Here is a 24,820-nt window from a genome sequence, read left to right on the forward strand (position 1 = left end):
GAGCGCTACGGTTTGGGTGCAGTCGCCTCTACCGAGTCCCGTCGCTGCCGACCTTGATGATCTCGAGGTGCAGCGATGAAGCGCGGCGACGCCGACCAGATCTCAAATCCCTTCTATCATCAATCCGCCGACCTGCTGCATGACGACGTCTTCACGTTGGCCGGCTTCACCATGTGCGGCCCGGGCTTGGGAAAGGCTGTTCGCGAACGTTTCGTAGCACTTGCTGGTGGCCTCCTGCGCAAATATGGACCCCGCGCATTTGAAATGCCCAAGCGCGCGGCTGCCATCCATGAGGCCGGTCACGTCGTCATAAATTCTGTCTTGGGCGTACGGACAACGAATGTCCTGATAGATCCCATATCGAGGGACGGAAAGCTTTTTTGGATAGGCTACACCGACGCGCCAGACCTCGCGTTCCTGGATTCGCCAGCTTCGCCCGTTAGCTTTGATCATATCCTGAGACGATCGCGGGCAACATACGCCGGCCTCGCCGCAGAGATGCTTTTCGCTGGTGAGGACCGGCGGGAAGGCTCGAGTCTCGACGAAAGCACCATGTCGCAACTTCTGGCGGAGCGAGCGGCTTCGCTGCTTGGGGTAGACGCGGAAATTCTATGGCGCGACAACGTAGCTAATTGGTGCGCTATCCAGCTCCATCGCAACCGCCAAATCCACGCTGATATCACCGATGCGCTAATGAGCCGCCGACGGCTGAAAGGAAAAGTGTTGCGGGAGTTCTGCGCCAGTGCGCTGGCAGCTGCGGAAGACGAGAAATGGCCTGATATCCAGGACCATACGTCACAGCTTTTCGATGCCGGAATAATCACAGATGACGCGGAGGTCTGGGCGTGACCGTGCATCCTAACCTGACCAGTCACGATGCTACGTGGGCTCCGGGGGGGCGCGCTTCTGACGTTCCGATCAGCGGCAGGCGCGAGAATCCCTTCGAAAGGACAGCGGCAGAGACCGGCGACCGTCCGGCTCCCTTTGAAATCGTCTGCTTTACCAAAACTGGCGGCCCGCTCACTAAACGCATTTCTCTGAATGAGGACGGATCGACCAAGAGCGATGGCAGTGGATGCCTGATGCCGCGCGGCACTGCCGTTCGCACCCCGATCGATGGCATTGCCGAATTGGCGGCGCTGATATCCGGGCTACGGCCGGATCAAGCCATCAGCCTGGGTGCCTTGCGGGCGGATTTGCCAGATCAGGTCAGCGTTGTCACCAAAGACAAGCTCAAGCAGTTCAATGGTCACGGCATGGCGGACGCTATCGCCAGGACTGCGGACAGCATTCAATTCCGTACCGGAAAGCCCGGCTTCGTCCTGTTCGATTACGACACAAAAGGCATGCCGGTCGAGGTTGAGGCACGTCTTAAGGAGCGCGGCAAATATTGGACGGCGCTTTGTGAGGTGTTACCGGGATTGCGAGGCGCGTCGTACATGCAGCGCCGATCTACTAGCGCCGGGCTTTTGCGGGCCGACACCGGGGGACGTCTGCCCGGATCGAAGGGACTGCACGTTTACGTCGCGGTCAAAGATAGCGCGGATATTGAGCGATTCCTTAAAACGGTGCACGACCGTTGCTGGCTGGGCGGCTTCGGCTGGCTGATGGTCGGAGCCGGCGGCCAATTGTTGGATCGGTCAATCGTCGATCGGATGGTCGGAGCGCCAGAGCGTCTGGTGTTTGAAGGCGCGCCCGTCTTGGTTCCTCCGCTCACGCAAAACGAAGAGGAGCGCCGCCCGCATGTTTTTGAAGGTGTCGTAATCGATACCCTCGAAATCTGTCCGCCGCTTTCACTTCGCGAGATTGCCGAGCTAAACAAACTTCGCGCCATCGCCGAGCAACGCCTTGCACCGGCTGCGGCACAAGCGCGGGAAACGTTCGTCGAAGAACAGACAGAACGGCTCATCAAGCGGACCGGAATGTCCAAACGCGAAGCCACCCGCGTGGTCGAATGCCAGATCGGCGGTACGCTATTGCCGGACCTCGAATTGCAATTCGATGACGATGCATTGGCCGGCACGACGGTTGCCGACGTCTTGAAGGATCCAACGAAATTCGTGGGCGAAACTCTCGCCGATCCTTTGGAGGGCGTCGGATACGGCACATGCAAAGCCAAGATCATGCGGAAGGCAGATGGATCGCTATGGATCAACAGCTTTGCTCATGGCCGCACCACCTATGACCTTAAGCTTGATGTTCGCGCCATCCGCGCGGCACTGGATAACGCGTCGAAAGACGAAGTAGTCGGCAAATTCATTGATCTGGCGTTGCAGGCCGACCTTGATGCCGTCGAGCTCGAGCAATTACTTGGGTTGGCAAGTGAGCGTTCCGGGCTCGGTCACAGGGTTATCGCGCGCACATTAAAGGGAGCGCGCACGAAGGCCGCCGCCAGCAATGCCGAGCAAGAGCGCAAGCGGCGGCAGGCAGAGCGCGCCGACCCGCGCCCGGCAGTTCCAGCGCCGGCTATCGATGCGCCGTGGCTTCCGCAGATGCAGTTGCTCGATGACGTCTTGGGCACATTGAATGCTGCCGAGCCGCCAATGCGTAACCATGAAGGAATGTTGACGCAATGCCGGATGCGAACACCGGTCGCGATGCATGCCTTTGGCTCTACTGCGGCGAATGGCGAAGACACTGAAGGCGAGGACACGAAGCTTCCGCCGCCAAAGCAGCATTTGCTGACTGTCTTGAGCGAGCCGGAATCGGCGGAATTGATCGAAAGGCACATCGACTTCATCGATGGTACCGACCGCAGCGTTCATCTCGCGTCGCCTTTCGTTCGGCACTACATGCAGAGAACCGGCGGAGCTCTTCCTATCGCAGGCGCCATCGCTACCTTGCCGCTTGTCTTGGCCGACGGTGACGTGTTGGCCGAACCGGGCCTCGATCGGGAGCGAGGAATTGTCTTTCGGCTCGAACCTGGAATCGTGGCGCTTATGCCGCGATCGGAAGATTGCGACAAAGACCATGTGGTCGATGCGATGCAGTTCCTCTGTGAGGAATGGCTTGTTGACGTCGCTACCACGTATGCGGGCAAATGCATTCTGATTGCTGCCGCGATGACGATTATTGAGCGCTCGCTGTTTCCGGAGCGCCCCGCTTTCTGGGTTACCGCCGGACGTCGCGGAGGCGGCAAGACAACCGCCCTTACTATGCTGATCATGGCGACGCTTGGTCTGCGGCCTGCCGCGGCGACGTGGACGCCAAACGAAGAGGAGCGGCGCAAAGCTCTGCTCAGCTACTTGATGGATGGCGTGCCATATATCCTGTGGGATAACGTCCCCCGCGGAATAACGATTTCTTGCCCCCACATAGAGCGATGTTGCACAGCCGACACCTATGTCGATCGTAAGTTGGGCGTTAGCGAGCGTGTCCAAGCTTCCGCCGCAACCATCCACTTATTTACGGGAAACAATATCGCCCCGAAGGGCGATCTTGCCTCGCGGAGCCTGCAGGTCCGGATTGAGGTTGATCGCACCGACCCGGAGAATCGACCGTTTCGGCATGGCGACCCGGTGGGGTGGACCGAAGCGAACCGCGTCAAAATCCTAAGGGCGCTTTACAAGATCCTACTTGGAAATCCCGAGCTGAAGAAATCGAAGTCGGCGCCAGCCAAAACGCGTTTTAAACTGTGGTGGCGCGTGGTCGGCGCGGCGATTGAGAATGCAGCCAAGCTGCACTACGAAGCGATAGATCCGGCGGCATATGACGTGAAGGACCGCAGCCGGCCCCTGCCGATCGATTTCCAGCAACTGTTCTTGGAGCAGGAGAGCGACGAAGAAGACAGCGCATCGCTCGCCGATTCCCTTGGCGTCCTCAACAAGCGTTGGCCCGGCGGCACGTTCAAGGCAGCCGATGTGGCAGCCCTAATCAACGAGAATGGAAATACACCCGATGGGATCGTGATCCGGGAATTTCTGTTTCCGGGGCAGAAGAATGACGTTGTTTCGTCGAAGGCTGTTGGCAGGCGCCTGATCGCACATGTCGGCAATCCGGTCCGGCATGACGATAAAATACTCTCGCTTTATGCCGGCGAGGACAACCGCAACAAGATGAAAACCTTCCTTGTCAACGTGACGACGGCAGAAGGAATGGCAGCGTGATACCGGGGCTTGCGGGGTTTAGCGGGATTTGCGGGATTTGCGGGATTTCTTTAGAGGCTCTAATGCGCGAAAAAAGAGTTTCTTCGAGAAAACTCTATTTCCTAACTGTTGAGGGGCTGAAAGAAACCCCGCTAATCCCGCAAACCCCGCAACGGGTTTCCGCACGCCTCCCGGCCCCGCCGCCTGCTAAGACAGGCCCAAAACAGGCCCCCTCACCTGGAGGCCAGCCATGGCGCGTGTAGTGCGCGACCCACTGCGTCGAGCCAGGCTGCGCCCCGATCCAGCCCTTTGGACCGAAGACGAGCCTATGACCTTGGCAGAGGCCGTAGCGGTCTTTTTCCCTGATGGCCCCCTTACGTTGTCCTCGCTACGCACAGCTGTCAGCCGGGGGCAACTTGAATTGGCCCGCGTGGCGGGCAAGGATTTGACCACCCCTCGAGCCATCCGAAAGCTGGTGAAGCCGTCATGCCGGGCCGTAAAGCAAAGCCACCCAGACTCTGGTTTCGAGAAGACGATGCAACTTGGATCGTCCTCCATCGCGGAAGACAAATCCGCACAGGCTGCAGCCGCGATGACCTTGAGGGCGCAGCGAAGGCGCTCGAGATCTACATCGGCTCCAACCACAAAAGCACCGTTGGGGCAACCGATCCTCGTTTCCTCGCGATAGCCGACGTCATCACGTTCTACGAACGGCTGAAGCGTCCGAAGGGGAGCGATCCGCGTCGAGAGGCACAACATGAGCTCCTCCTGATCCGCCTTGAGGATCTCAATGCTTTCTTCGGCGCGAGGATGGTTTCCGACATCAAAGCCCAGCTTTGTCGCGACTTCGTCGACTGGTCGACCGGGACGGTCAATGAGAACAATCGAAAGGCTGGCATCACGCCGCGTGCGAGAATCGTGTCGGATCAAACTGCGCGGCGGCGACTTGAGGATCTCCGGGCGGCAATCAACGCATATCACGCAGAGCACGTGCTCAACGTGGTGCCGAAGATCACGTTGCCGGAAAAGGCCGATGGCCGACATCGTTGGCTCACGCGCAACGAAGCCGCCCGGCTGGTTGGCGCAGCGATCGGTTTCGTTTGGGATTTGAAACGGAAGACGTGGAAGCGTCGCGAGGATGGTTCGATCGAGCGGCGGGAACGCTGGATCATAGAACGACGCAGGCCTGCCGCCCGCTTCATGCTCATCGGCCTTTACAGTGCCAGGCGCGAGGAAACGATCCGACGGACGCAATGGCTACAGACGCTGACGCACCCTTGGATGAATTTGGACGCGATGATCTATCAAGGCCGCGGCACTGCCGAGGAGCGCACCAAGAAACGTCGACCGCCCGCGAAGATCGCAAATCGACTTCGACCGCATCTCGTACGTTGGCGCCGACTGGATGCGGCGCGCACGATTGAGTTGCGCTCCGCTGGGCTCATGGATGACGACGAGGAGATTATCTTCGTCGTCCACCGCACCCATGACGGTCGACCACTTGCGGGCAAGATCCGGTCGGCATGGGAGGGAATGTTAGAAGACGCCGGCCTTGGCGAGGACGTCGTGCGCCATACCCTTCGTCATACTGCGGCGACATGGTCGATGCAGGCTGGCACGGATATGTGGCAGGCCGCGGGTTGGCTCGGCATGACGGTCGAGCAGTTGCAGGACAACTACGGGCACCACCATCCGGATTTCCAGAGCGAGGCGGCCGAGGCATTTGGGGGAAGGCGCTCCTGATCAAACATTGGTACTGTCCGTATTTGACCCCCGAATGTCCTAAGTTGATTTTGGAAGTGTCCTAATTGACCAAGTGAACAAACCCGCCTTTTGCGCGTCTTACTCATACATAGGAAGTAACTAGCTACGGCCACGCGCGAATGCGGAACTGGGAATGTGCGAGAAGTGCGTCGAGATCGACAAGACCATTGCTCACTACCGATGGATCAAGGAGCGGGTAATCGATCCCTTAACGCACCAAGCCGCTGACGACCTGATAGAGAAGCTTGAAGCCGAGAAGGTCGAACTTCATCCTCCCGAACAGCAAGACTAAGGCCGCGCCAGAGTCGCGCCGCAATGGCCCCAGGTTGAATTAAACGGTGGTCTGACTTGATTTTTGCCTAAGTCCACTTTTGGACAGTCGGGCCGTTCCACCTATGCAACCTGCCGGTCTATGAAAGACATGGTACTGGCCTGTTTCGACCCCTAGTGGCCGGTTTTGAAAATGTGAGTGGCCTAATTTGATTATTTTAGTGGCGTGCGGAACCGGAAATAGTAGAAAAAAGATATCTTAATATTGGCATTCGGTCGGCTGCGCTGTGACAGATTACAGAGCGTATCTGGTGGCAACGGACGGACACTTCACCAAGGCGATCGACCTTGAGTGTCCCGACGATGAAGCGGCCAAGGAAAAGGCCAAGCAGCTCGTTGACGGGCACGACGTAGAGCTATGGCAGCGAAGCCGTAAAATCGCGGTGTTCAAGCACAAGCCGCAGTAAGGCCGCCTCAGTGGGCGGCCTCTTTCATTCAGTCCGGTAACTCACGAGCTGCGTGCTGTGGTCATCTCTTTTCGTCGGCCTCAATCACGGCGAAGCTTCGGGCTTCTGTGCCGCTGGGACACGCCACACGTATTTCATTGCGCATTTCGTTGCGCCCGAAAACATCAATAACTATAAGTGTTTGAAATCTTGGTCGGAGCGGCAGGATTCGAACCTGCGACCCCTGCGTCCCGAACGCAGTGCTCTACCGGGCTGAGCCACGCTCCGACAAGAACGCGGCTTATAGCCTTCACTTTCGCGTACCGCAAGAAGTCGATTTGTAAGGATTTGAACCTGTGAAGGTGGGCCTGAAAACGCAGATTTTGCCAGCCGGCGGTCACGCCGTGGCCGAGGCCGCACGCTGCCTCACAGAAGGCGGCCTGGTCGCATTCCCGACCGAGACCGTGTATGGGCTGGGCGCGGACGCGACCCAAGCCCCGGCCATTGCACGGCTCTATGAGGCCAAGGGACGCCCTTCCTTTAATCCCTTGATCGCCCATGTCGCTGACCTCGCCGCGGCCCGAAAGATCGCCCGTTTTGATGCCACCGCAATCCAGCTTGCGGAGGCCTTCTGGCCGGGTCCGCTGACGCTGGTTCTGCCCAAGACAGATAATTGCCCGGTTGCGGAACTCGCCACCGCGGGCCTTGATACGGTCGCGATCCGTGTCCCCGCTCACGGAATCGCACGGGACATCCTGCGCGCCTTTGGCGGGGCGGTGGTCGCTCCCTCCGCCAATATTTCGGGCCACGTCTCGCCAACGACCGCGGCGCACGTGGCAAGCGACCTTACGGGACGCGTCGATCTGATTCTCGACGGCGGCCCGGTCGAGGTCGGCGTCGAATCCACGATTGTGGCCTGCTTCGACGTCCCGATGCTGCTGCGGCCGGGCGGCCTGCCGCGCGAAGCGATCGAACGCGTGCTCGGCCATGCCCTGCAACGGCTGCCCGAGGATGCTGTCAATGACGACGCCCAGCCGCTCGCACCGGGCATGCTGGCCTCGCACTACGCGCCGCGCACGCCGGTCCGCCTCAATGCCACCTCCGTCGAGCCCGATGAAGCGCTGCTGGCATTTGGCGCTGCCGGCATTGGCGGAGCGAGCGCGGCGAAAGCCGTGATGAATTTGTCCACTGCGGGCGATCTTAGCGAGGCCGCCGCCAATCTTTTCGGCTATCTTCGCGCGCTCGATGCGAGGCTGGCGCGCACGATCGCCGTCATGCCGGTGCCGCATCATGGTCTTGGCGAAGCCATCAACGACCGGCTGCGCCGCGCCGCGATCGGCCGGTAAAAGAAGAACATGTAGAAGAGACGCCGATGAATATCGTCCAGACGCCGGCCACCCCGCTCTCGCCCGAACTGATCGCGCGATTTCGCGCCATCGTCGGCGACAAATATGCGGTGACGGCGCCAGCCGATGTCGCGCCCTACGTAACCGAGGAGCGCGGGCTGTTTCACGGGCACTCTCCGCTGGTACTGCGGCCGGGCTCGACCGCGGAAGTCTCCGCGATCTGCAAGCTCGCCACTGAAGAGAAGATCGCGCTGGTTCCGCAGGGCGGTAATACCGGTCTCGTCGGCGGCCAGACGCCGCATCACGGCGAGGTCGTGGTTTCGACCCGCCGCCTCGACAAGATCCGCGATATTGATCCAGCCTCCAACACCATGACCTGCGAATCTGGTGTGGTGTTGCAGGTCGCGCAGCAGAAGGCGGCCGACGTCGACCGCTATTTCCCGCTGTCGCTGGGCGCGGAAGGAAGCTGCACCATCGGCGGCAATCTCTCTACCAATGCCGGCGGCACCGGGGCGCTTGCCTTTGGCGTGGCACGCGAGATGGCGCTGGGGTTGGAGGTGGTGCTCGCCGACGGACGTATTCTCAACGCGCTGTCGAAACTGAAAAAGGACAATACCGGCTACGACCTGCGCAACCTCTTCATCGGCGCCGAAGGCACGCTCGGCATCATCACGGCGGCAACCTTGAGGCTGTTTCCGAAGCCGCGCGCGATCGAGACCGCCTTTGTCGGCCTGAAGTCACCGGCAGATGCGCTCAAACTGTTGTCGATCTCGCAAAACGAAGCGGCCGGCAGCCTGACCAGTTTCGAACTGCTCGCCGATATCGCGGTCGATTTCAGCGTGCGCCATGGCATCGACATCCGCGCACCGCTGACCAGCCCGCATCCCTGGTTCGTGCTGATGGAATTGTCTTCCTCGGATGACGACGCCCGCACCACGCTGGAGTCGATTCTGGCGCAAGGCATGGAACAAGGCATCGTCGACGATGCCGTGATCGCGGCGAATTTGAGCCAGCGCCAGGCCTTCTGGAAACTGCGCGACGAGATGTCGGCGGCGCAAAAGCCGGAAGGCGGCTCGATCAAGCACGACATCTCGGTCCCGGTTGCTGCCGTGCCCGCCTTCATCGCGGAAGCCAATGCCGCCGTCGTCAAGCTTATTCCGGGCGCGCGGCCGGTCCCATTCGGCCATCTCGGCGACGGCAACATCCACTACAATGTCAGCCAGCCGATCGGCGGCAGCGCCACCGATTTTCTCGCCCGCTGGCATGATGTGAACGCGGTCGTGTTCGAGATCGTGCTTCGAATGGGCGGCTCGATCTCGGCCGAACACGGCATCGGCGTGCTCAAGCGCGACGAACTGCCCGAAGTCAAGGACAAGGTCGCGATCGAACTGATGCGTTCGATCAAGGCCCTGCTCGACCCGCTCGGCATCATGAACCCCGGCAAGGTGCTGTGACGATCGCGCTTCCAGCACTGGCGATTGCCTCGATCAACGACGGCGACGTCGCTAACGTCGTCGCGCTGTGGCAAGCGTGCGGGCTGACGCGGCCGTGGAACGATCCGGCCTTCGACATCGCCCTCGCCCGGAAAGGTGCCAACGCAACCGTACTGATCGGCCGCGATGACGGCGCGATTTTAGCCACGGTCCTGGTCGGACATGACGGTCATCGCGGCTGGGTCTATTATCTCGCGGTTTCCCCCGATCATCGTCACAAGGGATATGGACGCATCATGATGGACGCGGCCGAACGCTGGCTGCGCGAGCGGGGCATCGAGAAGCTCCAGCTGCTGGTGCGAGCTGACAACACCGGCGTGAAGGACTTCTACCACTCGCTGGGCTACACGATGCAGGAACGCATCATCTATGCCAAATGGCTCGACGGCCGCGAGCCCACGCCTTAAATTGCCGACTGACGAGAACCGACATGCGCATTGCTCTCATCCACGCCCTCAAGCATTCCCTGACACCGATCGAAGCCTCCTTCGCGAAGCTTTGGCCACAAGCCACGCTGATGAACCTGCTCGACGACAGCCTGTCGGCGGACCTCGCGCGCGACGGACGGCTGACGCCTGAGATGACCGATCGCTTTCTCGCACTCGGACGCTATGCCGTATCGACGGGCGCCAACGCGATCCTGTTCACCTGCTCGGCGTTCGGCCCCTGCATCGAGGCAGTCGCGCGCGAACTCTCGCCGATGCCGGTGCTCAAGCCGAATGAGGCGATGATCGAACAGGCGGCCGAGCGCGGCCACCGCATTGGCCTGCTCTCGACGTTTCCGCCGACGCTGCAATCGATGCCGGCCGAATTCCCCAGCACGGTGAAACTCGTGACAAAACTGGCGGAAGGCGCCATGGCCGCGCTCGACCGCGGCGACCGCGCTGAACATGATCGCCTTGTGGTGCAGGCCTCGCGCGACTTGCGCGACTGCGACCTGATCGCGCTCGCGCAATACAGCATGGCGCCGGCGGCCGCGATGGTCGCGGAGGTCTCGAAACTGCCGGTGCTGACGACGCCCGACAGCGCGGTGAACAAGCTGAAGCGCTTGCTTAGAGCTTAAGCGCAATTCTTCAAAACAGACTGCCCTGCCCGTCATCGATATCCGCGGCCGCCGCTTTGCGCGGACCTGGTTTCTTCGCGCGCCGGGTCTGTTCGGCCTCGCGCTCTGCTTCCGTGATCGGCAGGATCAGTTGCGCATCGTCGTTGGCGACGTGATTGACCCGCGATGAAATCTCGTGCCAGACGAATTCGCCTTCCTCAGGTCCCCGCATCAATGGTGTCACGCTATCCGCCTCGTCCGAGCGGCAATCGAGCCAGAACGCGAAATCGCCGGGCGCGATCGTTACCGGTACACGATGATGGAGCATGGCGAGATCGGCACTCGCCGCGGCTGTGACGATCGCAACGGTGTCGACCTCCTCGCCGTTCGGCCCGACCCAGGTCTCCGACACCGCCGCAAATCCGATCTGACGGCCGTCGCGGCGATGGATGAAATACGGCTGCTTGATGCCGTCCGAGACCCGCCACTCGTAATAGCCGTCAGCCGGAATCAGACAGCGCCGCCGCCGAATCGCGTTTTTGAATGCAGGCTTCTCCTTGATGCTCTCGGCGCGTGCGTTGATCAGGAGCGTAAATTTACGGGGATCTTTCAACCAGGCCGGCCACAGCCCCCAGCGCATTAAGCGAAAATGGCGGCCATCATCATCGACCACTACAGGTATCGGTTGTGTCGGCGCAACATTATATCGTGGCGGGAAGTTCGGCTGTTCAAAATAACCGAAAAGTCGCCGCAATGCTTCAGGCGCCGAGGTTATGACGAAGCGTCCGCACATATATGGTATCCTGATAGGTTTATTCAGCACCTTTTAACCCGGAAGCTTAACACTGCGGCCGATGACATCGCTCGCTGCCACGCCCTTACAATCAGCTCCCGTCGCCGCCGACAATTCGGCGCGCGCAGCGGAATTGAGCGCGGCCAACATCAATCCGCGCACCGGCCTTGCCACTGACTATCTCAATCACTTCAACGAAGCCGTGATGCTGCTCGAGATGATTCCGGACATCCCGGAATGCGCGGAGGATTTTCTCGGCTGGCAGCCGCTATCCTACGCCGAACATTTTACGGCCTCCAATTTCAAGGCCAGGGACCTGGCGATCGACGCCTATAACACCGCCGATGTCCGCGTCCGCAAAGAATTCGATAACATCACGAGTGCAATCACCGCGATCCTGACCGCGGTGGGTGCTGCGATGCGCGAGGCGACCCAGGACAAGACCCGCGCCAGACTGGCCGAACAGGCGACCGGCTGGGTCAAGCCGCTGGTGACGCAGGCAGGCGGCATCATCAATGGTGACGGCGCGGCCGACGTCGACTACATCATGGCCCATTGATACTGGTGGTCCGATTCTAACATTTCGCACCCCTTCTCGGCGGCCACTTTTGCGAATGTTAGAATCAGAGGACCACTAGCAAATATATGTTTCTAGTGGAGTTTAGGATTTGACATTCGCTTTCCGAACTCGCGGCTAGGTCGGTCGCGAATGTCAAATCCACTCCACTAGGTTATTCGCGAGCTGCTTGCGCGAATACGCTCATCAGGGGTCCCGCTTGGCTTCCGTCCTTCCTCAAACCCGTCCCCAACTTGCGGTCAGCGCCGCGATTTTCCGCGACGACAAGATATTGTTGGTGCGGCGGGCGCGATCTCCTTCCAAGGGTGTCTATTCGCTGCCCGGCGGACGCGTCGAATTCGGCGAGACCCTTCACGCCGCCTTGCACCGTGAAGTGGCCGAAGAGACATCCCTCAAAATCGAGATCGTGGAGCTTGCCGGCTGGCGCGAGGTCGTGCCCACGGCCGAAGGCGGCGGGCACTATGTCATCATGTCATTCGCGGCGCATTGGCGCGCGGGCGACGTCGTGCTTAACGAGGAACTTGACGACCACCAGTGGCTCGCGCCGGATGCACTTGGCGAACTCAGGATCACGCCGGGACTGCAGGACATCATTCAGTCGGCGCGGCGTGTTTTGGGCCTCTAAAACGCCGCTTTGCGTGTCTTGCGTCCCGCATTCCAAGCAGGCATACCCCCTTGATGCCTAGATATCTCACGTGCGTTCTTGTCATGGTCCTGTGCTGCCTTGCCGCGCCTGCGCGCGCGCAGGAAGGCGCTGCGCCGTTCGACAACGACCTGCAGCGCTTCGCGGAGATACTCGGAACGCTGCACTATCTCCGCGGCATCTGCGGCAGCAACGAAGGCGCCAAATGGCGCAACGAAATGCAGGCGCTGCTCGACGCCGAAACCCCGTCGGGTGAGCGACGTGCGCGCATGATCGCCGGTTTCAACCGCGGCTATAACGGCTTCCAGCAGACCTACCGAACCTGCACGCCGGCGGCGACGCTCGCGATCCGCCGCTACATCGACGAAGGCCTGAAAATCTCACGTGACCTGACCGCGCGCTATGCCAACTAAATCATCGGTTCCACCAACGGGTGGATTTCTTGACGGCCGTTAACCTTTCCTAAAGAACTGGCTAGGTGATACCGTTTGGCGTGCTACATCACGATCCGTCCCTCGCCTCCAACTCTGCTTCACATACATGAGCCATCCTGCGTCATTCATCGCCCGCGACCTGCTGCCTGACCAGGAACAGAAGCGAGCCGCACTCAACTATCTCAACGAGGCTTGGGCGGAAGCACGGCACGATGGGGTCGATGGCGACTGTCTGGCGCAGGCCAGCCTGTTTGCGGCCTTTGCCGAACTGGTCCGGACCTATGGCGAAGACGCGGTCGCGAAATTCGTCGAAGGTCTTCCCGTTCGCGTTCGCAACGGCGAGTTCTCCACCGCGCGTGCCAGGCAGTAGGCATCATCTCACAAGCCCTTGTTGTTGGGGCACCCGCGGCCTACCTTCACTAGAGCTCCGATTCCGAAGTTCGCCTGTACTCGCGGCACCGTTTGCGCGAACTTCGGAATCGAAAGAGCATTGGCAAACCAAAATTGCTAGTGCGGTTTGGAATTTGAAGTTCCTATGAAGAAACCCGCCGCAAGACTGATAGGAACTTCAAATTCACCGCACTAGTGAGATGTCACCTGAGAATCCCCTATGAAAGCTGCACTCCTGCCCGACCGCGGGGTGGTCAAGGTCACCGGCGAGACCGCCCGTGACTTCCTCAACGGCCTCATCACCACCGACACCACGCGGCTGCAACCGGGTCTTGGCCGCTTCGGCGCATTGCTGAGCCCGCAGGGCAAGATCACGGTCGATTTCCTGATCACCGAGGCGCCGACCGGCCATGGCGGCGGCTTCTTGATCGATTGCCCCAAGCCGCTGGCGCAAGCGCTGGCCGACAAGCTCAAGTTCTACAAGCTTCGCGCCAAGATCGAAGTCGAGAATATTTCCGACAGCCTCGGCGTGCTCGCCGCATGGGATGGCGAGGCAGCGTTGAAGCCAGATCTCACCTTTACCGATCCCCGCAACTCTCAGCTCGGTCTTCGGATTTTCGTTCCCGCCGAACTCGCACAGAAGGCCGCCGATGCGATCGGCGCCGAACTCGTCGACGCTTCCGCCTATGAAGCTCACCGCATCGCGATCGGCGTCCCTCGCGGCGGCCTCGACTTCATGTATGGCGACGCATTCCCGCACGAGACCAACATGGACCGGCTTTCCGGCGTCGATTTCGACAAAGGCTGTTATGTCGGCCAGGAGGTGGTGTCGCGAATGCAGCACCGCGGCACCGCGCGCACCCGCACCGTGCGCCTGCTGCTGGACGGCCCCGCCCCGGAAATCGGCTCGGCGATCCTTGCCGGAGAAAAATCAGTCGGCACCATGGGGTCGGCGGCCGATGGCCACGCGCTGGCGCTGATGCGCATCGACCGTGCCGGCGAGGCGCTCGAAGCTGGAACACCCTTGACCGCGGGCGGCCTTTCGATCCGTATCACCGAACCGGACGAATTGAGTCTCACCCCACGTGTGGCCGTTTAGTTCGCAGGGCCGCGCTATGATACGAACTTCGGAATCAGGACACTAGACAGACGTTCGCATGACGAGAACCGCACGACTGCATCCCGACGGCCTGACGCGCTGCCCCTGGCCGGGCGAGGACCCGCTTTATGTTGCCTATCATGACACCGAGTGGGGCGTACCTGAACTCGACGATCGCGCGCTTTACGAAAAGCTGATCCTCGACGGCTTCCAGGCCGGGCTCTCCTGGATCACGATCTTGCGCAAACGCGACAATTTCCGGAAAGCCTTCGACGACTTTCAGCCCGAGAAAATCGTGCGCTACACGTCCAAGAAGATTCACGCGCTGATGAATGACGTCGGCATCGTCCGCAACCGCGCCAAGATCGAGGGCACAATCGCGAGCGCGAAATCCTATCTGAAGATCATGGACGAAGGCCCCGGCTTTTCGAAATTCCTGTGGGACTTCGTCGACGGCAAACCCAAGGTCAACACGTTCAAGACCACCGCGAGCGTTCCGGCCTCCACGCCGATTTCGATCAAGCTGTCGAAGGAATTGTCCTCGCGCGGCTTCAAATTCGTCGGCCCCACGATCGTCTACGCCTTCATGCAGGCGACCGGCATGGTCAACGATCACCTCGTCACCTGCTTCTGCCATGAAAGCTGCGCCGGCAAGCGCCGCACTCCCCGCCTCAAAGTCAAATGACGGCAAGAAAATCGTCTGGCGACCCTACGACGCGCGTCTGGCAGCGCATGCTGTCCGGGCGGCGGCTGAACTTGATCGAGCCCTCGCCACTCGATATCGAAATTGCCGACATCGCCCACGGGCTCGCGCGCGTGGCGCGCTGGAACGGGCAGACCAGCGGGCCGCACATCTTTTCGGTGGCGCAGCATACGCTTCTGGTCGAAGCCGTGATGCGCGAGCAGACGCCGCGCATCGACGTCACATGGCGTCTTGCCGCGCTGCTGCATGATGCGCCCGAATATGTGATTGGCGACATGATCTCGCCGTTCAAGGCCGTGCTGGGCGAGGACTACAAGTTGGTCGAAAAGCGCCTGCTGTCGGCGATTCACATCCGCTTCGGCCTGCCGGCGGTACTCGCCGACAAGATCACGCAGGCCATCAAGGGCGCCGACAAGGGTGCGGCCTATCTCGAAGCCACTGAACTCGCGGGCTTCGAGCCGACTGAGGCCAAACGCCTGTTCGGCGGCGATCCCGGATTGTCTCCGGCGATGCGCGAGGACTATCTGACGCCGTGGAGCGCGGCCAAAGCCGAGAAGCAATTTCTCGCGCGCTTCAAGGCGCTGACGTCGCCATAAGCGGCTGAGCTAACCGCGGCCGATGGGCCAGTGCCGTTCGCGGAACCAGGCTCGGTAGTTCGCCATCTTCGCGCGCTGGGCCTGCGGCGCATGGCGCCTGCATGTCGAGGCCTCCTCGCTGTTCTCGGGCGCGCCCCACCGCAGCTCCACGCAGTCATTCGGATTGTAGGCCATCTCGAGATCGACCGCCCGATCGAGCACATCCTTGACCGACAGCGTCCACTGCGAACCGTCGCTGCGCGTATAGGTCACCTTGCGCGAGGCAAGTTCCGACGTCAGCGCCGCCTGCAATTCGCCCTTCACCTGAGCGATGCTCTTGCCGGCCGGTATCGCATAGCGGTTCGACCGCCGCACGAAGCGATCGGGAAAATTCCGCACCACGTCGATGGCGATCAAGAGCCGAAGATCGCGCGCCGGTGTCGAGAAATCCTCCCACGCCCCGCTCGCCTGGAAAATCGAGGCGCCGTCCGGCATCGACGTGTCGCCGGGTTGCTTGACCTGCCAATTCCGCCCGTTTTCCACGGCCGTGACGCGTGTCCGGATCTGCTCGCTGAGGCTGGTAATGGCGTCGGCCATCGCGCGCGCCGGATCGAGCGGCTCGGGCGACATCACGTCGTCCATGCGGTCGTAAAAATCCTCCGCCGACATTTGCGACTGCTCGAGCGAAAAATCCGCAAATTGCGGGTACTTGTTGATCTCGGCGTTGCTTGGCCGGCGCAACGGCCCGCCCTTGTCGCGCACGATCGGGCGGAAATGCTTGAAGCCGGGAGTGCCGAGCGTGGGCTCGTGCACGAAGAGGAAATTGCCGCGCCAGAAACGCTTCCGCGTGATCGATCCGTCGGGCTCGGCATCGACCGCGAGAAACACGCCCGGCGTGCCGTTTACTTCCGGCACCCGGCGCACCAGCATCAGCACATGGCCGTAAGGGTCGGCGAACACCGTACCCGGGCGCAGCGCCTCCTTCGTCAGCGGGATGGTGTAGAAATCGGCGCTATCGTCGCCGGCACGCACGGCGCCGGTATGCACGACATCGCCGACGTCGCGCAGGTATTCGCCAAAATTCGTCGGGCGCTTTGGTTTCGGCGGAGCCGCCTTTGCAGCCGGTGCTCCGGGCGCGTCGGCCGACGGCGGATCGTCCTGGCCGAACAGGCGCATGAGGCTTGACGTCTGCTTCGGCGGTGGTGCCGGCGGCGGCACGTCCGCTACCGTCGCGGCATCCTGGCCGGGCGGCGGAGGCGGACGCGTGAGTTCCGGATGCTCGACGTCGAACCACTGGGTGCACTTCGGCGGCCTGCCGGCGCCGCGCGAGCAATTCGAATAGCCGAACGGCAGCCCCATCTTGAAAGCGAAATAGGCACGCAGGAAGTAGACGAAGTCGGCGCAATCGGGCCGCAAACCTGTCTGCGTGTGGTCTTCGTTGCGGCCGAGATAGTTGTAGAGAAAATTGCGAGAGGGATCGCGCAGCACCTCGTACCAGACCTTCCAGTTCAGGTCCTGGTCGGGCGGCGCGTCGAACAGCTTCTCGATCCAGGCCGAGAACAGCGCTTCGTTGACACTGTTCCAATTGTTGCGCGTAGGCCAGATGCTTCCCGCCGGAATCTGGAACGCCGCTGGCTTGCGCGCAGCCACCGTGATGTCACGGGTAACCGGACCGCAATCGGCCGACGAGCGGTCCAGCGTCGCGCGCCAGATGCCCGCGGCGGGGGCTGCGACCTCGGCAAACCAGGAATAAGGCGGCCCATCGCGCCGTTCGGCCGATTTGGCCACAACGCTCCCATCGGGCGCGATCAGCGACAGGGTGCCTTGCACCGGCTTTTCGGCGACCGCCATGACGCGCAGCGCCATGCCGCTCCAGGGCGCAAACGGTGACGGCAAAACGGTGACTTCGGCGCAGGCCTCGGGTGCGGCGGCCGCAGGACCTGCATGGAATAAACCAGCCGTGATCAGCGAGAATGCCGTGGCAGCGGCAGCGAAGCGCAACCCAGGGCGCATTCGGACATAAACCTTGCTAAAAGTGCAGAGAAGCTTCATTCGACCTGGCTGGCAGTCCGTAACATTCGTGTCCCATTGCAGCGACCACTTTCGCGTTCAGATGGCAAGATACCCAATCGGAGGAGACAAGTCATTGCGAGCGTCGAAACTTAGGTTGAAAACCCGGCCGGAGCGGTTTGGCATGTGCTCACGACTGACAGGGGTTTGCAGCCTCCTCGCCTGCCTCTGGCTGACTGCGCTTTCGGCCCATGCCGCCTCTTTGCGACCTGTGGCCGCCGAACGGGGGATGGTGGTCAGCGCGCAACACCTGGCGACCGAGGTCGGGGTCAACGTCCTCAAGCACGACGGCAACGCGGTCGATGCGGCGGTCGCGGTCGGATACGCGCTCGCAGTGGCCTATCCGGCGGCCGGCAATCTCGGCGGCGGGGGCTTCATGACGATCCGCTTTGCCGATGGACGGAAGACGTTTCTCGATTTTCGCGAACGGGCGCCCCGTGCCGCAACACGCGACATGTATCTCGACAAGGACGGCAAGGTCGTCGACGGCCTGAGCATGACCGGCTGGCTCGCCGTCGGCGTCCCCGGCACCGTGTCGGGCCTGGAATACGCGCGCAGCAAGTACGGAACGATGACACGCGCAGCCTTGATCGATCCGGCGATCGATCTCGCAGAGGATGGATTTGTCCTCGACCAGGGCGATGTCGACATGCTCGCGACCGCGACCGACGATTTCAGTAAATTCCCGCCGACCGGGGAAATCTTCCTCAACAAGGGGCAGCCCTTTGTCGCCGGTCGGCGCCTCGTGCAGCGCGATCTCGCCAACACGCTGCGCCGGGTCAGAGCGAACGGCGCTGATGGCTTCTATCGCGGCAGGACCGCAGAGGCGATCGTCAAGGCGAGCCGGGCCGGCGGCGGGATCATCCAGCTGGAAGATCTCTCAAGCTACAAAACGCGCGAGCTTGCACCGATCGAGTGCGACTATCGCGGCTATCATCTGATCTCGGCGCCGCCGCCGAGTTCCGGCGGGGTTGCGCTCTGCGAGATGCTGAACATCCTGGAAGGCTATCCGCTGCGCGAATTCGGCTGGGGCTCGGCACAAGCGTTGCATTACGAAATCGAGGCGATGCGCCGCGCTTATGTCGATCGCAATACCCTGCTCGGCGACCCCACCTTCGTCAACAATCCGGTCGAGCGGCTGATCGACAAAGGCTATGCGGCAAAAATTCGTGAAACCATCAGCCCGGACAAGGCCGGAATCTCCAGCGATTTCGGCAAGGACGTTGCGGCGCATGAGGGCTCCAACACCACGCACTTCTCGATCATCGACCATGACGGCAATGCCGTCTCATTGACCTATACGCTGAACGACTGGTTCGGCGCACGGGTCGTTGCGTCAGGCACCGGCGTGTTGATGAACGACGAGATGGACGACTTCACGGCCAGCCCCGGCCGCATCAATTCTTATGGAATCGTGCCGGGGGAAGCGAACGCGATTGCGCCCGGCAAGATACCGCTGAGTTCGATGAGCCCGACCATCATGACCAAAGACGGCAAGGTAGCGCTCGTTCTCGGCACCCCCGGCGGCCGGCGTATCATCACCACCGTGCTGCAAACCATCCTGAACGTCGTCGACTATCAGATGAACATCCAGGAAGCGGTCGATGCCCCTCGCCTTCACCATCAATGGTTTCCGGACGTGACGAATACAGAGCCGCGCGCGCTCTCGCCCGACACCCGCAAAATACTCGAGGGCATGGGATATCGCTTCGACGACTCGCTGCCCGCCAACCACGTCGCCGCGATCATGGTCGGTGCGCCGAGCCTCGACGGCAAGCCGGTCGGGAAAAAAAGGTTCTATGGCGCGAACGACCCGCGCCGCGGCACGGGCCTGGCAGCGGGTTACTAGAGACCCGTCAGTTGCAAGTGATCACGGGCAACCCGAAGCCGCACGACCTCTGACAGCCAGAGAAGCCCGAGGCCGCCCTTAGAGGCGGCCTCGTTGCGGTCGTGGGGATGGGATAATGATCTGCCCCGCCCCGCTCTTGATCCAGCGGTTGCGATCAGGCCCTGCCGGAGAAGACGTCCTTGCGAACGAGCGCATGGACGCCCCAGTTGCCGTCGACCACCTGCGTTACTCCGAAATCGACGCCGATCGACATCAGCGAAATCGCTTCGTCCTCGGTCAGGCCTTTCGTCGTCATCAGGAAGTGACGCATCTTGCGGAACGCGTCCCGCATCGCAAGATCGACGGACGATTTGCTGTAAATCGCCGACTGAGCCTCTGGTCCCAACTCCTTGAGGTAGTTGGCGAACGAGAAGCCGTGGACCAGCCATTCGGTCTGCGTTTCAAGCAATGGATAGTTCAACTGCTCAAGCGGCGTTCCGCCAAGATCGGCCTTCTTGTGCACGATGAGCTGGAACGTGCCGGTCATCGAGCATTCGATCGCCGTGCCGCACAATTCGCTGTCGCCCTGCGAGGCGTGAGGATCGCCGGCGGAAAGAAGCGCGCCTTCGACGGCGACGGGATAGTACATGGTCGCGCCTTTACCGATCCGCCAGTTGTCGATGTTGCCGCCGGTATAGCTCGGCGGGATCGTGTCGACGAAATCGGCTTCGGAGGGAGCAAGCCCGAGCGTTCCGAAGTGCGGCCGGATTGGAAGCCGGACACCCTTGAGAACGTCATTGTTGCGCTTGGTCTTGGAGTGATCAACGGGAACGCCGGGGTAATCGATCGTCGTGTGAGTGACGCCGAAAGGATCGGTCTGCGGCACCCACTGGAAGTTATAGACAGCTTCGGCCCAATTCTTTCCGCCCGTCGTTTCGAGCTGATAGATCGTCACGACCTCGCGCTTCGCGCCGCCGAGCAGGTCGTTGTACTGGAACCCCCAGTTGGCGGCCGCGTTCGAGCCGAAGGATTTTCCCTTGAACTGCGGATTGGCGCAGGAGCGCGGCACGCAATCCAGGATGCGCACTTCAAGAATATCGCCGGGCTCCGCGCCACGCACGAACACCGGCCCCGTCATGATGTGGACGCCCTGGCCGTCACCGGAGCCTTTCTTGTAGACCTTCGGGTCGGTCGAACCCGCGCCGCGACGATCGACGCCCTTCTTGTCCTTGGTCCAGAGAAAAACGCTTTCGGCGCCGGGATCGCCCGTCACCATGCGCTCCAGATCGTCACCGGCGTGGTGGGTGAGCGTTTCGATCGTAACGATATCGCCGCTGTTGATTTCAACGCGCGGCTTGAGCGTTTTGCTGAAATAGCCCCAGTGAACCGTGTCGGCATTGGCCGACAATGTGTGCCAGGAACGCTCCGCCGGCTGTCGCGCGGCGGAAGCCTGCGCAAGCGCCGGCGTTACGACCGACAGGCCACCGAATGCGCCGAGCGCCGCCGCTCCGCCACCCGCAAACACGCCCGAGCGCAACAGACTGCGCCGTTCGATATCGAGCCCCTCTTTGAATTTCTCGTAGTGCAGCTTGAAATGCGGGCAATTGAGATCGTCACCTTGGCACATTGCTGAGCTCCCTCCCTGTCGACTGAATGCTGGCGGCGGCGATCTTCGACGGAGGTATTGGATTCAACAAGGCCTGATTTTGAGCGTGCCTGCCCTGTTTGTACGCGGCGTTCTCCGTGAACGAAATTCTTTGAGGTCTCTCAAGCCTTTAGATTTGGCTGCGTGAGCCACATGGGTGCCAACGGATTTGGCAGCGGCAAATTGATCCAAGCAAATGGATCCACGTCGGGTGATCCAAGGCACGGCCATGCCGTCGTCAGGATCTCCTCCATCGGAGGTCCGCCGGCCATCCGATGCCTTGCGGTCCGGAAGCGCGCTTATGAGTTCGGATCACCCCCACGGCTTCGCGAACAGCCGCACCGCAATGAACCAGGTTCCGATATTAACGCTTTAATAACCGATCTTACTAACTCACGCTCCACGCTCCGCCAGTATCCTGTTCCGGCGGGGAGCGAGAAAACATGCTGACGACCAGAAAAAAATCTGTCGGCGGGGGAAAAGACACGATCGACAATGGCGTCTTGACGGACGGCTTTTCGTCGCGCCGACGCAATCCTATTCTCTGGCTTGTCATCTGTGGAATTCTGCTGATTGCCGCCATTGCGGTCGGCACCGCAATGATGGTTCGCAATTTCCGCGATCATGCGATCGAGAGCAGCAAACGCGAGCTGGAAAATGCCGTCGTTTTGCTTGCGCGTCACTTCGACCAGCAGCTGGACGATGCGGAAGTACCGCTCGCCGACCTGATCGAACAAATCCACCAGGATGGCATCGCGTCTGCGGAAGATTTCAGACGCCGGATGTCAACCGCCGAGACGCACCTCAAGCTGGTGGAAAAAGTCAGCCGGGCATCCAAGGTCGCCGGCATCAATATCTATGCTGCCGATGGCACCCTGATCAATTCATCGGAAACCGCGGCCGTCCCGTACGTCACGATCGCCGACCGCGCCTATTTCAACGCCCTCAAATCCAGCTCGAATGAGACGGAGCCCCAGATCGAACTGGTGCTCAGCCGCTTCACCGGGGTTTGGAAAACGCTCCTCGCCCGCAAGGTAGCTGGCGAAAACGGTGAATTTCTGGGCGTCGTTTCGCGCGCCATCCCGCCGGCAAAATTCGAGGAATTTTTCTCCGCAGTCGCACTCGGACAAGACGCGACGATCTCCATGCACCACCATGGCGGAAAGTTGCTGGCGCGCTATCCGCATGTCGAGGCCGTGATGGGCAAGGATTTCAGAACAGACTCTACACCGGAGGCCGCCGCCTTCCTGAAACAGGACCATGGCACGACCCGGCTTCTCAGCCCGGTCGACGGCGTCGAGCGGCTGGTCTCCATTCAGAGCCTGGCGCGTTTTCCGATTTCGGTCGTGGCGACGACCACAGTTGCCTCAGCTCTCGCCGAATGGCGGGCGCAGACCAATTTCCTGGTGATCGCCGCGGCTCTTTCGGCCGTCATCGTCGCGATCACCATCGTGCTGATCGTCAGGCGTCTGAGATGGCAGCATCAATCGTCGCAGCGGCGCGTCAGGCTGGAAAAGCAGCGCCTGGATACTGCCGTCGAGAACATGATGCAGGGTCTGACTTTGTTCGACCAGCATCGGCGGCTCGTCGTCTGCAACCAGCGATATATCGAGATGTACGGGTTGTCGCCCGAGGTGGTGAAACCCGGCTGCCACCTTCATGATCTGATAGCCCATCGAAACGAGCTCGGGTCGATCCGGGTCGAGGTCGACGAATATTGCGAACGGATTGTCGAGCACGTGGCGCGCGGAGAATCCGTCACCCTGGAAACTGCCGAAGGGCGTTCAATTCAAATCGCGCATCGTGCGCTGCCGGACGGCGGCTGGGTCGCCACGCACGAAGACATCACCGAACGTACGCAGCAGGAAAACGCCATCCTGCAACAGGCCAACGACCTTGCGCGCATCAACGTGCAGTTCGATGCGGCCTTGAGCAACATGGCTCAGGGGCTCTGCATGTTCGACGGCGAGAAGCGGCTCGTGGTCTGGAACGAACGTTACGCCATGCTGTATCAACTCCCGCAGGAGCTTCTGAGGGTAGGAACGCCCCATCAGGCCGTCATTGCCGACCGAATCTCGCGCGGCATTCTCAAAGGAGACACCAGCGCCTCCGCGGCCGAGCAGAAGCTCGCGTCCTTGAACCTGCTGCCGAAGGATGCGGCATCGTGCCGAGTCGATGAATTCGCCGACGGGCGTTTCATCCTGGTCACCCGGCAGCCGATGGCCGACGGCGGATGGCTGGCGACGCATGAGGACATCACCGAACGGCGGCGGGCGGAGGCAGAGATCGTTCATCTGGCGCGCCACGACGCGCTGACGGGACTGGCAAACCGGGCCGAATTCAATGCGAAGCTCAAAGAGGCGTGCAAGCGCCTGAAACGCAGCGGTGGCACCGTTACCGTCATGATGGTCGACCTCGACAAGTTCAAGGTCGTCAATGACACGCTCGGCCATCCGGCCGGCGATCAATTGCTGATCGAGGTCGGACGACGCCTGCAGTCCACGGTGCGGGAAACCGACGCCGTGGCCCGGTTGGGCGGCGACGAATTCGCCATCATCCAGGAGGGTGGCGTCAATCAGCGCGAGGCCGCGATCGCGCTCGCGCTGCGGATCATCAACGCCATTGCCCAGCCGTTTGACCTCAACGGCAGCCGCGCCAATCTCGGCGCCAGCGTCGGCATCGTGCTCGCACCGGAACATGAGATCGATCCCGAGGGCCTGTTGAAGCGCGCCGACCTTGCGCTCTACGACGCCAAGTCCAGCGGCCGGAACGATTACCGGTTCTTCCGCAACGAACTTCTCGAGGTCGCCGACACGCAGCGCACCGCGGAGATTGAACTGCGAGACGCCATCGAACAGGAACAGTTCGAATTGTTCTACCAGCCCGTCGTCGACGTAAAGACGCGGATGCTGTCCGGCGTCGAGGCCCTGGTCCGATGGCGTCATCCGGTCAAAGGCTTTATCGCGCCTGATAAATTCATTCCGCTGGCGGAAACGACTGGCCTCATCGGTCCTCTCGGCGAATGGATCCTGCGGCGCGCTTGCACGGACGCGGCCTCATGGCCCGAGCATATCAAGCTCGCGGTCAATATCTCGGCCATTCAATTCCAGAAAGGCAACCTCTTTGAGATAATCATACGTACGCTGCTGGAAACCGGCATCAAACCAGAGCGGCTGGAACTTGAAATCACCGAAACCTCGCTGCTCGAGAACCAGGAAGCCCATCTGACGACGATACGCCAGGCCAAGAACCTCGGCATATCCGTGGCGCTCGACGACTTCGGCACCGGATATTCTTCCGTGAACTATCTGACGAATTTTCCGTTCGACAAGATCAAGATCGACAAGTCGTTCACGCAAGGCGTCCTCAGTCGCCGGGACTGCAAGGCGGTCGTGGCCTCGACACTCGCACTCGCGCAAGGTCTCGGAACCGTGACCACGGCCGAAGGCGTCGAGACCGAAGAACAACTGGAGTATATGCGCGCGGCGGGGGTAGACTTGGTGCAAGGCTATCTGTTCGGCCGGCCGGTACCGATCTCCCAGCTCAAGCTAGACGCCACGCACGTGCCCAAGGACATGGTGGCGTAGCTTTTTCGCGTACCGGCAAAACTCTCGGAA

At 61.1% G+C, this 24,820-nt stretch carries 21 protein-coding genes and 1 tRNA gene; 18 read left to right on the top strand and 4 right to left on the bottom strand.

What is annotated here, in order from left to right; translation table 11 throughout:
- The first annotated feature begins 75 nt into the window (after positions 1-75).
- The 5 genes from BUA38_RS04840 to BUA38_RS04855 all read left to right on the top strand — a co-directional run bounded on the left by BUA38_RS04840 (position 76) and on the right by BUA38_RS04855 (position 6,586).
- Positions 76-849: a hypothetical protein gene (locus BUA38_RS04840; protein WP_072816947.1), complete on the top strand. Its 774-nt coding sequence runs from the start codon at positions 76-78 to the stop codon at positions 847-849.
- Entirely contained in the window at positions 846-4,106 is a 3,261-nt protein-coding gene (locus BUA38_RS04845; RefSeq protein WP_156898401.1) for a hypothetical protein, read from the top strand. The genes BUA38_RS04840 and BUA38_RS04845 overlap by 4 nt, the downstream gene beginning before the upstream one ends.
- Positions 4,107-4,571: 465 nt before the next feature.
- Complete coding sequence (locus BUA38_RS04850; RefSeq protein WP_072816949.1) at positions 4,572-5,828, top strand: tyrosine-type recombinase/integrase; 1,257 nt, start codon at positions 4,572-4,574, stop codon at positions 5,826-5,828.
- A gap of 154 nt (positions 5,829-5,982) precedes the next feature.
- On the top strand, positions 5,983-6,141 hold the full coding sequence (locus BUA38_RS36510) for a hypothetical protein (protein ID WP_156898402.1): 159 nt from the start codon (positions 5,983-5,985) through the stop codon (positions 6,139-6,141).
- Positions 6,142-6,430: 289 nt separating this feature from the next.
- Positions 6,431-6,586: a hypothetical protein gene (locus BUA38_RS04855; protein WP_244553193.1), complete on the top strand. Its 156-nt coding sequence runs from the start codon at positions 6,431-6,433 to the stop codon at positions 6,584-6,586.
- A gap of 190 nt (positions 6,587-6,776) precedes the next feature.
- Here the strand turns inward: BUA38_RS04855 and BUA38_RS04860 are convergent.
- Positions 6,777-6,853: transfer RNA gene (locus tag BUA38_RS04860), tRNA-Pro, on the bottom strand.
- A 68-nt stretch (positions 6,854-6,921) separates the two neighbouring features.
- Here BUA38_RS04860 and BUA38_RS04865 point away from each other — a divergent pair.
- Genes BUA38_RS04865 through BUA38_RS04880 form a run of 4 tightly spaced genes read left to right on the top strand, consistent with a single transcriptional unit; the run spans position 6,922 to position 10,467 of the window.
- Positions 6,922-7,911 (top strand): L-threonylcarbamoyladenylate synthase, encoded by a 990-nt coding sequence (locus tag BUA38_RS04865; RefSeq protein WP_072816951.1) that lies wholly within the window; start codon positions 6,922-6,924, stop codon positions 7,909-7,911.
- Between the two features lie 26 nt (positions 7,912-7,937).
- On the top strand, positions 7,938-9,365 hold the full coding sequence (locus BUA38_RS04870) for an FAD-binding oxidoreductase (protein ID WP_072816952.1): 1,428 nt from the start codon (positions 7,938-7,940) through the stop codon (positions 9,363-9,365).
- Between the two features lie 2 nt (positions 9,366-9,367).
- Positions 9,368-9,811, top strand: a complete 444-nt coding sequence (locus tag BUA38_RS04875) for a GNAT family acetyltransferase (RefSeq protein ID WP_072825828.1) — start codon at positions 9,368-9,370, stop codon at positions 9,809-9,811.
- Positions 9,812-9,834: 23 nt separating this feature from the next.
- Positions 9,835-10,467: an aspartate/glutamate racemase family protein gene (locus BUA38_RS04880; protein ID WP_072816953.1), complete on the top strand. Its 633-nt coding sequence runs from the start codon at positions 9,835-9,837 to the stop codon at positions 10,465-10,467.
- Positions 10,468-10,477: 10 nt separating this feature from the next.
- Here BUA38_RS04880 and BUA38_RS04885 read toward each other — a convergent pair whose 3' ends face one another.
- Positions 10,478-11,239: an SOS response-associated peptidase gene (locus tag BUA38_RS04885; protein WP_072816954.1), complete on the bottom strand. Its 762-nt coding sequence runs from the start codon at positions 11,237-11,239 to the stop codon at positions 10,478-10,480.
- A 61-nt stretch (positions 11,240-11,300) separates the two neighbouring features.
- Between BUA38_RS04885 and BUA38_RS04890 the strand changes: the two genes are divergently transcribed.
- The 7 genes from BUA38_RS04890 to BUA38_RS04920 all read left to right on the top strand — a co-directional run bounded on the left by BUA38_RS04890 (position 11,301) and on the right by BUA38_RS04920 (position 15,681).
- The gene (locus BUA38_RS04890; protein ID WP_072816955.1) at positions 11,301-11,798 is read left to right on the top strand and encodes a hypothetical protein; all 498 of its coding nucleotides are present in this window, start codon (positions 11,301-11,303) and stop codon (positions 11,796-11,798) included.
- Positions 11,799-12,015: 217 nt separating this feature from the next.
- The gene (locus BUA38_RS04895; RefSeq protein WP_072816956.1) at positions 12,016-12,441 is read left to right on the top strand and encodes an NUDIX hydrolase; all 426 of its coding nucleotides are present in this window, start codon (positions 12,016-12,018) and stop codon (positions 12,439-12,441) included.
- 53 nt (positions 12,442-12,494) lie between these two features.
- Positions 12,495-12,872 (top strand): TIGR02301 family protein, encoded by a 378-nt coding sequence (locus tag BUA38_RS04900; RefSeq protein ID WP_072816957.1) that lies wholly within the window; start codon positions 12,495-12,497, stop codon positions 12,870-12,872.
- A gap of 127 nt (positions 12,873-12,999) precedes the next feature.
- On the top strand, positions 13,000-13,263 hold the full coding sequence (locus BUA38_RS04905) for a hypothetical protein (protein WP_072816958.1): 264 nt from the start codon (positions 13,000-13,002) through the stop codon (positions 13,261-13,263).
- Between the two features lie 240 nt (positions 13,264-13,503).
- A complete protein-coding gene (locus tag BUA38_RS04910; protein WP_072816959.1) occupies positions 13,504-14,382 on the top strand; it encodes a YgfZ/GcvT domain-containing protein in 879 nt (292 codons plus the stop codon).
- Positions 14,383-14,440: 58 nt separating this feature from the next.
- Positions 14,441-15,067, top strand: a complete 627-nt coding sequence (locus BUA38_RS04915; protein ID WP_072816960.1) for a DNA-3-methyladenine glycosylase I — start codon at positions 14,441-14,443, stop codon at positions 15,065-15,067.
- Positions 15,064-15,681, top strand: a complete 618-nt coding sequence (locus tag BUA38_RS04920; RefSeq protein ID WP_072816961.1) for an HD family hydrolase — start codon at positions 15,064-15,066, stop codon at positions 15,679-15,681. The genes BUA38_RS04915 and BUA38_RS04920 overlap by 4 nt, the downstream gene beginning before the upstream one ends.
- 9 nt (positions 15,682-15,690) lie before the next feature.
- On the opposite strand, the gene BUA38_RS04925 is transcribed toward BUA38_RS04920, so the two are convergent.
- A complete protein-coding gene (locus tag BUA38_RS04925; protein ID WP_072816962.1) occupies positions 15,691-17,673 on the bottom strand; it encodes a hypothetical protein in 1,983 nt (660 codons plus the stop codon).
- A gap of 181 nt (positions 17,674-17,854) precedes the next feature.
- On the opposite strand from BUA38_RS04925, the gene ggt reads away from it, so the two are divergent.
- Positions 17,855-19,579, top strand: coding sequence for a gamma-glutamyltransferase (gene ggt, locus BUA38_RS04930; protein ID WP_072816963.1), 1,725 nt, complete (start codon positions 17,855-17,857; stop codon positions 19,577-19,579).
- Positions 19,580-19,733: 154 nt separating this feature from the next.
- Here the strand turns inward: ggt and BUA38_RS04935 are convergent, their stop codons facing one another.
- Positions 19,734-21,185 (bottom strand): acetamidase/formamidase family protein, encoded by a 1,452-nt coding sequence (locus tag BUA38_RS04935; RefSeq protein WP_072816964.1) that lies wholly within the window; start codon positions 21,183-21,185, stop codon positions 19,734-19,736.
- A gap of 461 nt (positions 21,186-21,646) precedes the next feature.
- On the opposite strand from BUA38_RS04935, the gene BUA38_RS04940 reads away from it, so the two are divergent.
- Complete coding sequence (locus BUA38_RS04940) at positions 21,647-24,790, top strand: bifunctional diguanylate cyclase/phosphodiesterase (RefSeq protein WP_083587460.1); 3,144 nt, start codon at positions 21,647-21,649, stop codon at positions 24,788-24,790.
- Positions 24,791-24,820 lie beyond the last annotated feature (30 nt).

It is taken from the genome of Bradyrhizobium erythrophlei (genome assembly GCF_900142985.1).
Classification (GTDB): domain Bacteria; phylum Pseudomonadota; class Alphaproteobacteria; order Rhizobiales; family Xanthobacteraceae; genus Bradyrhizobium; species Bradyrhizobium erythrophlei_B.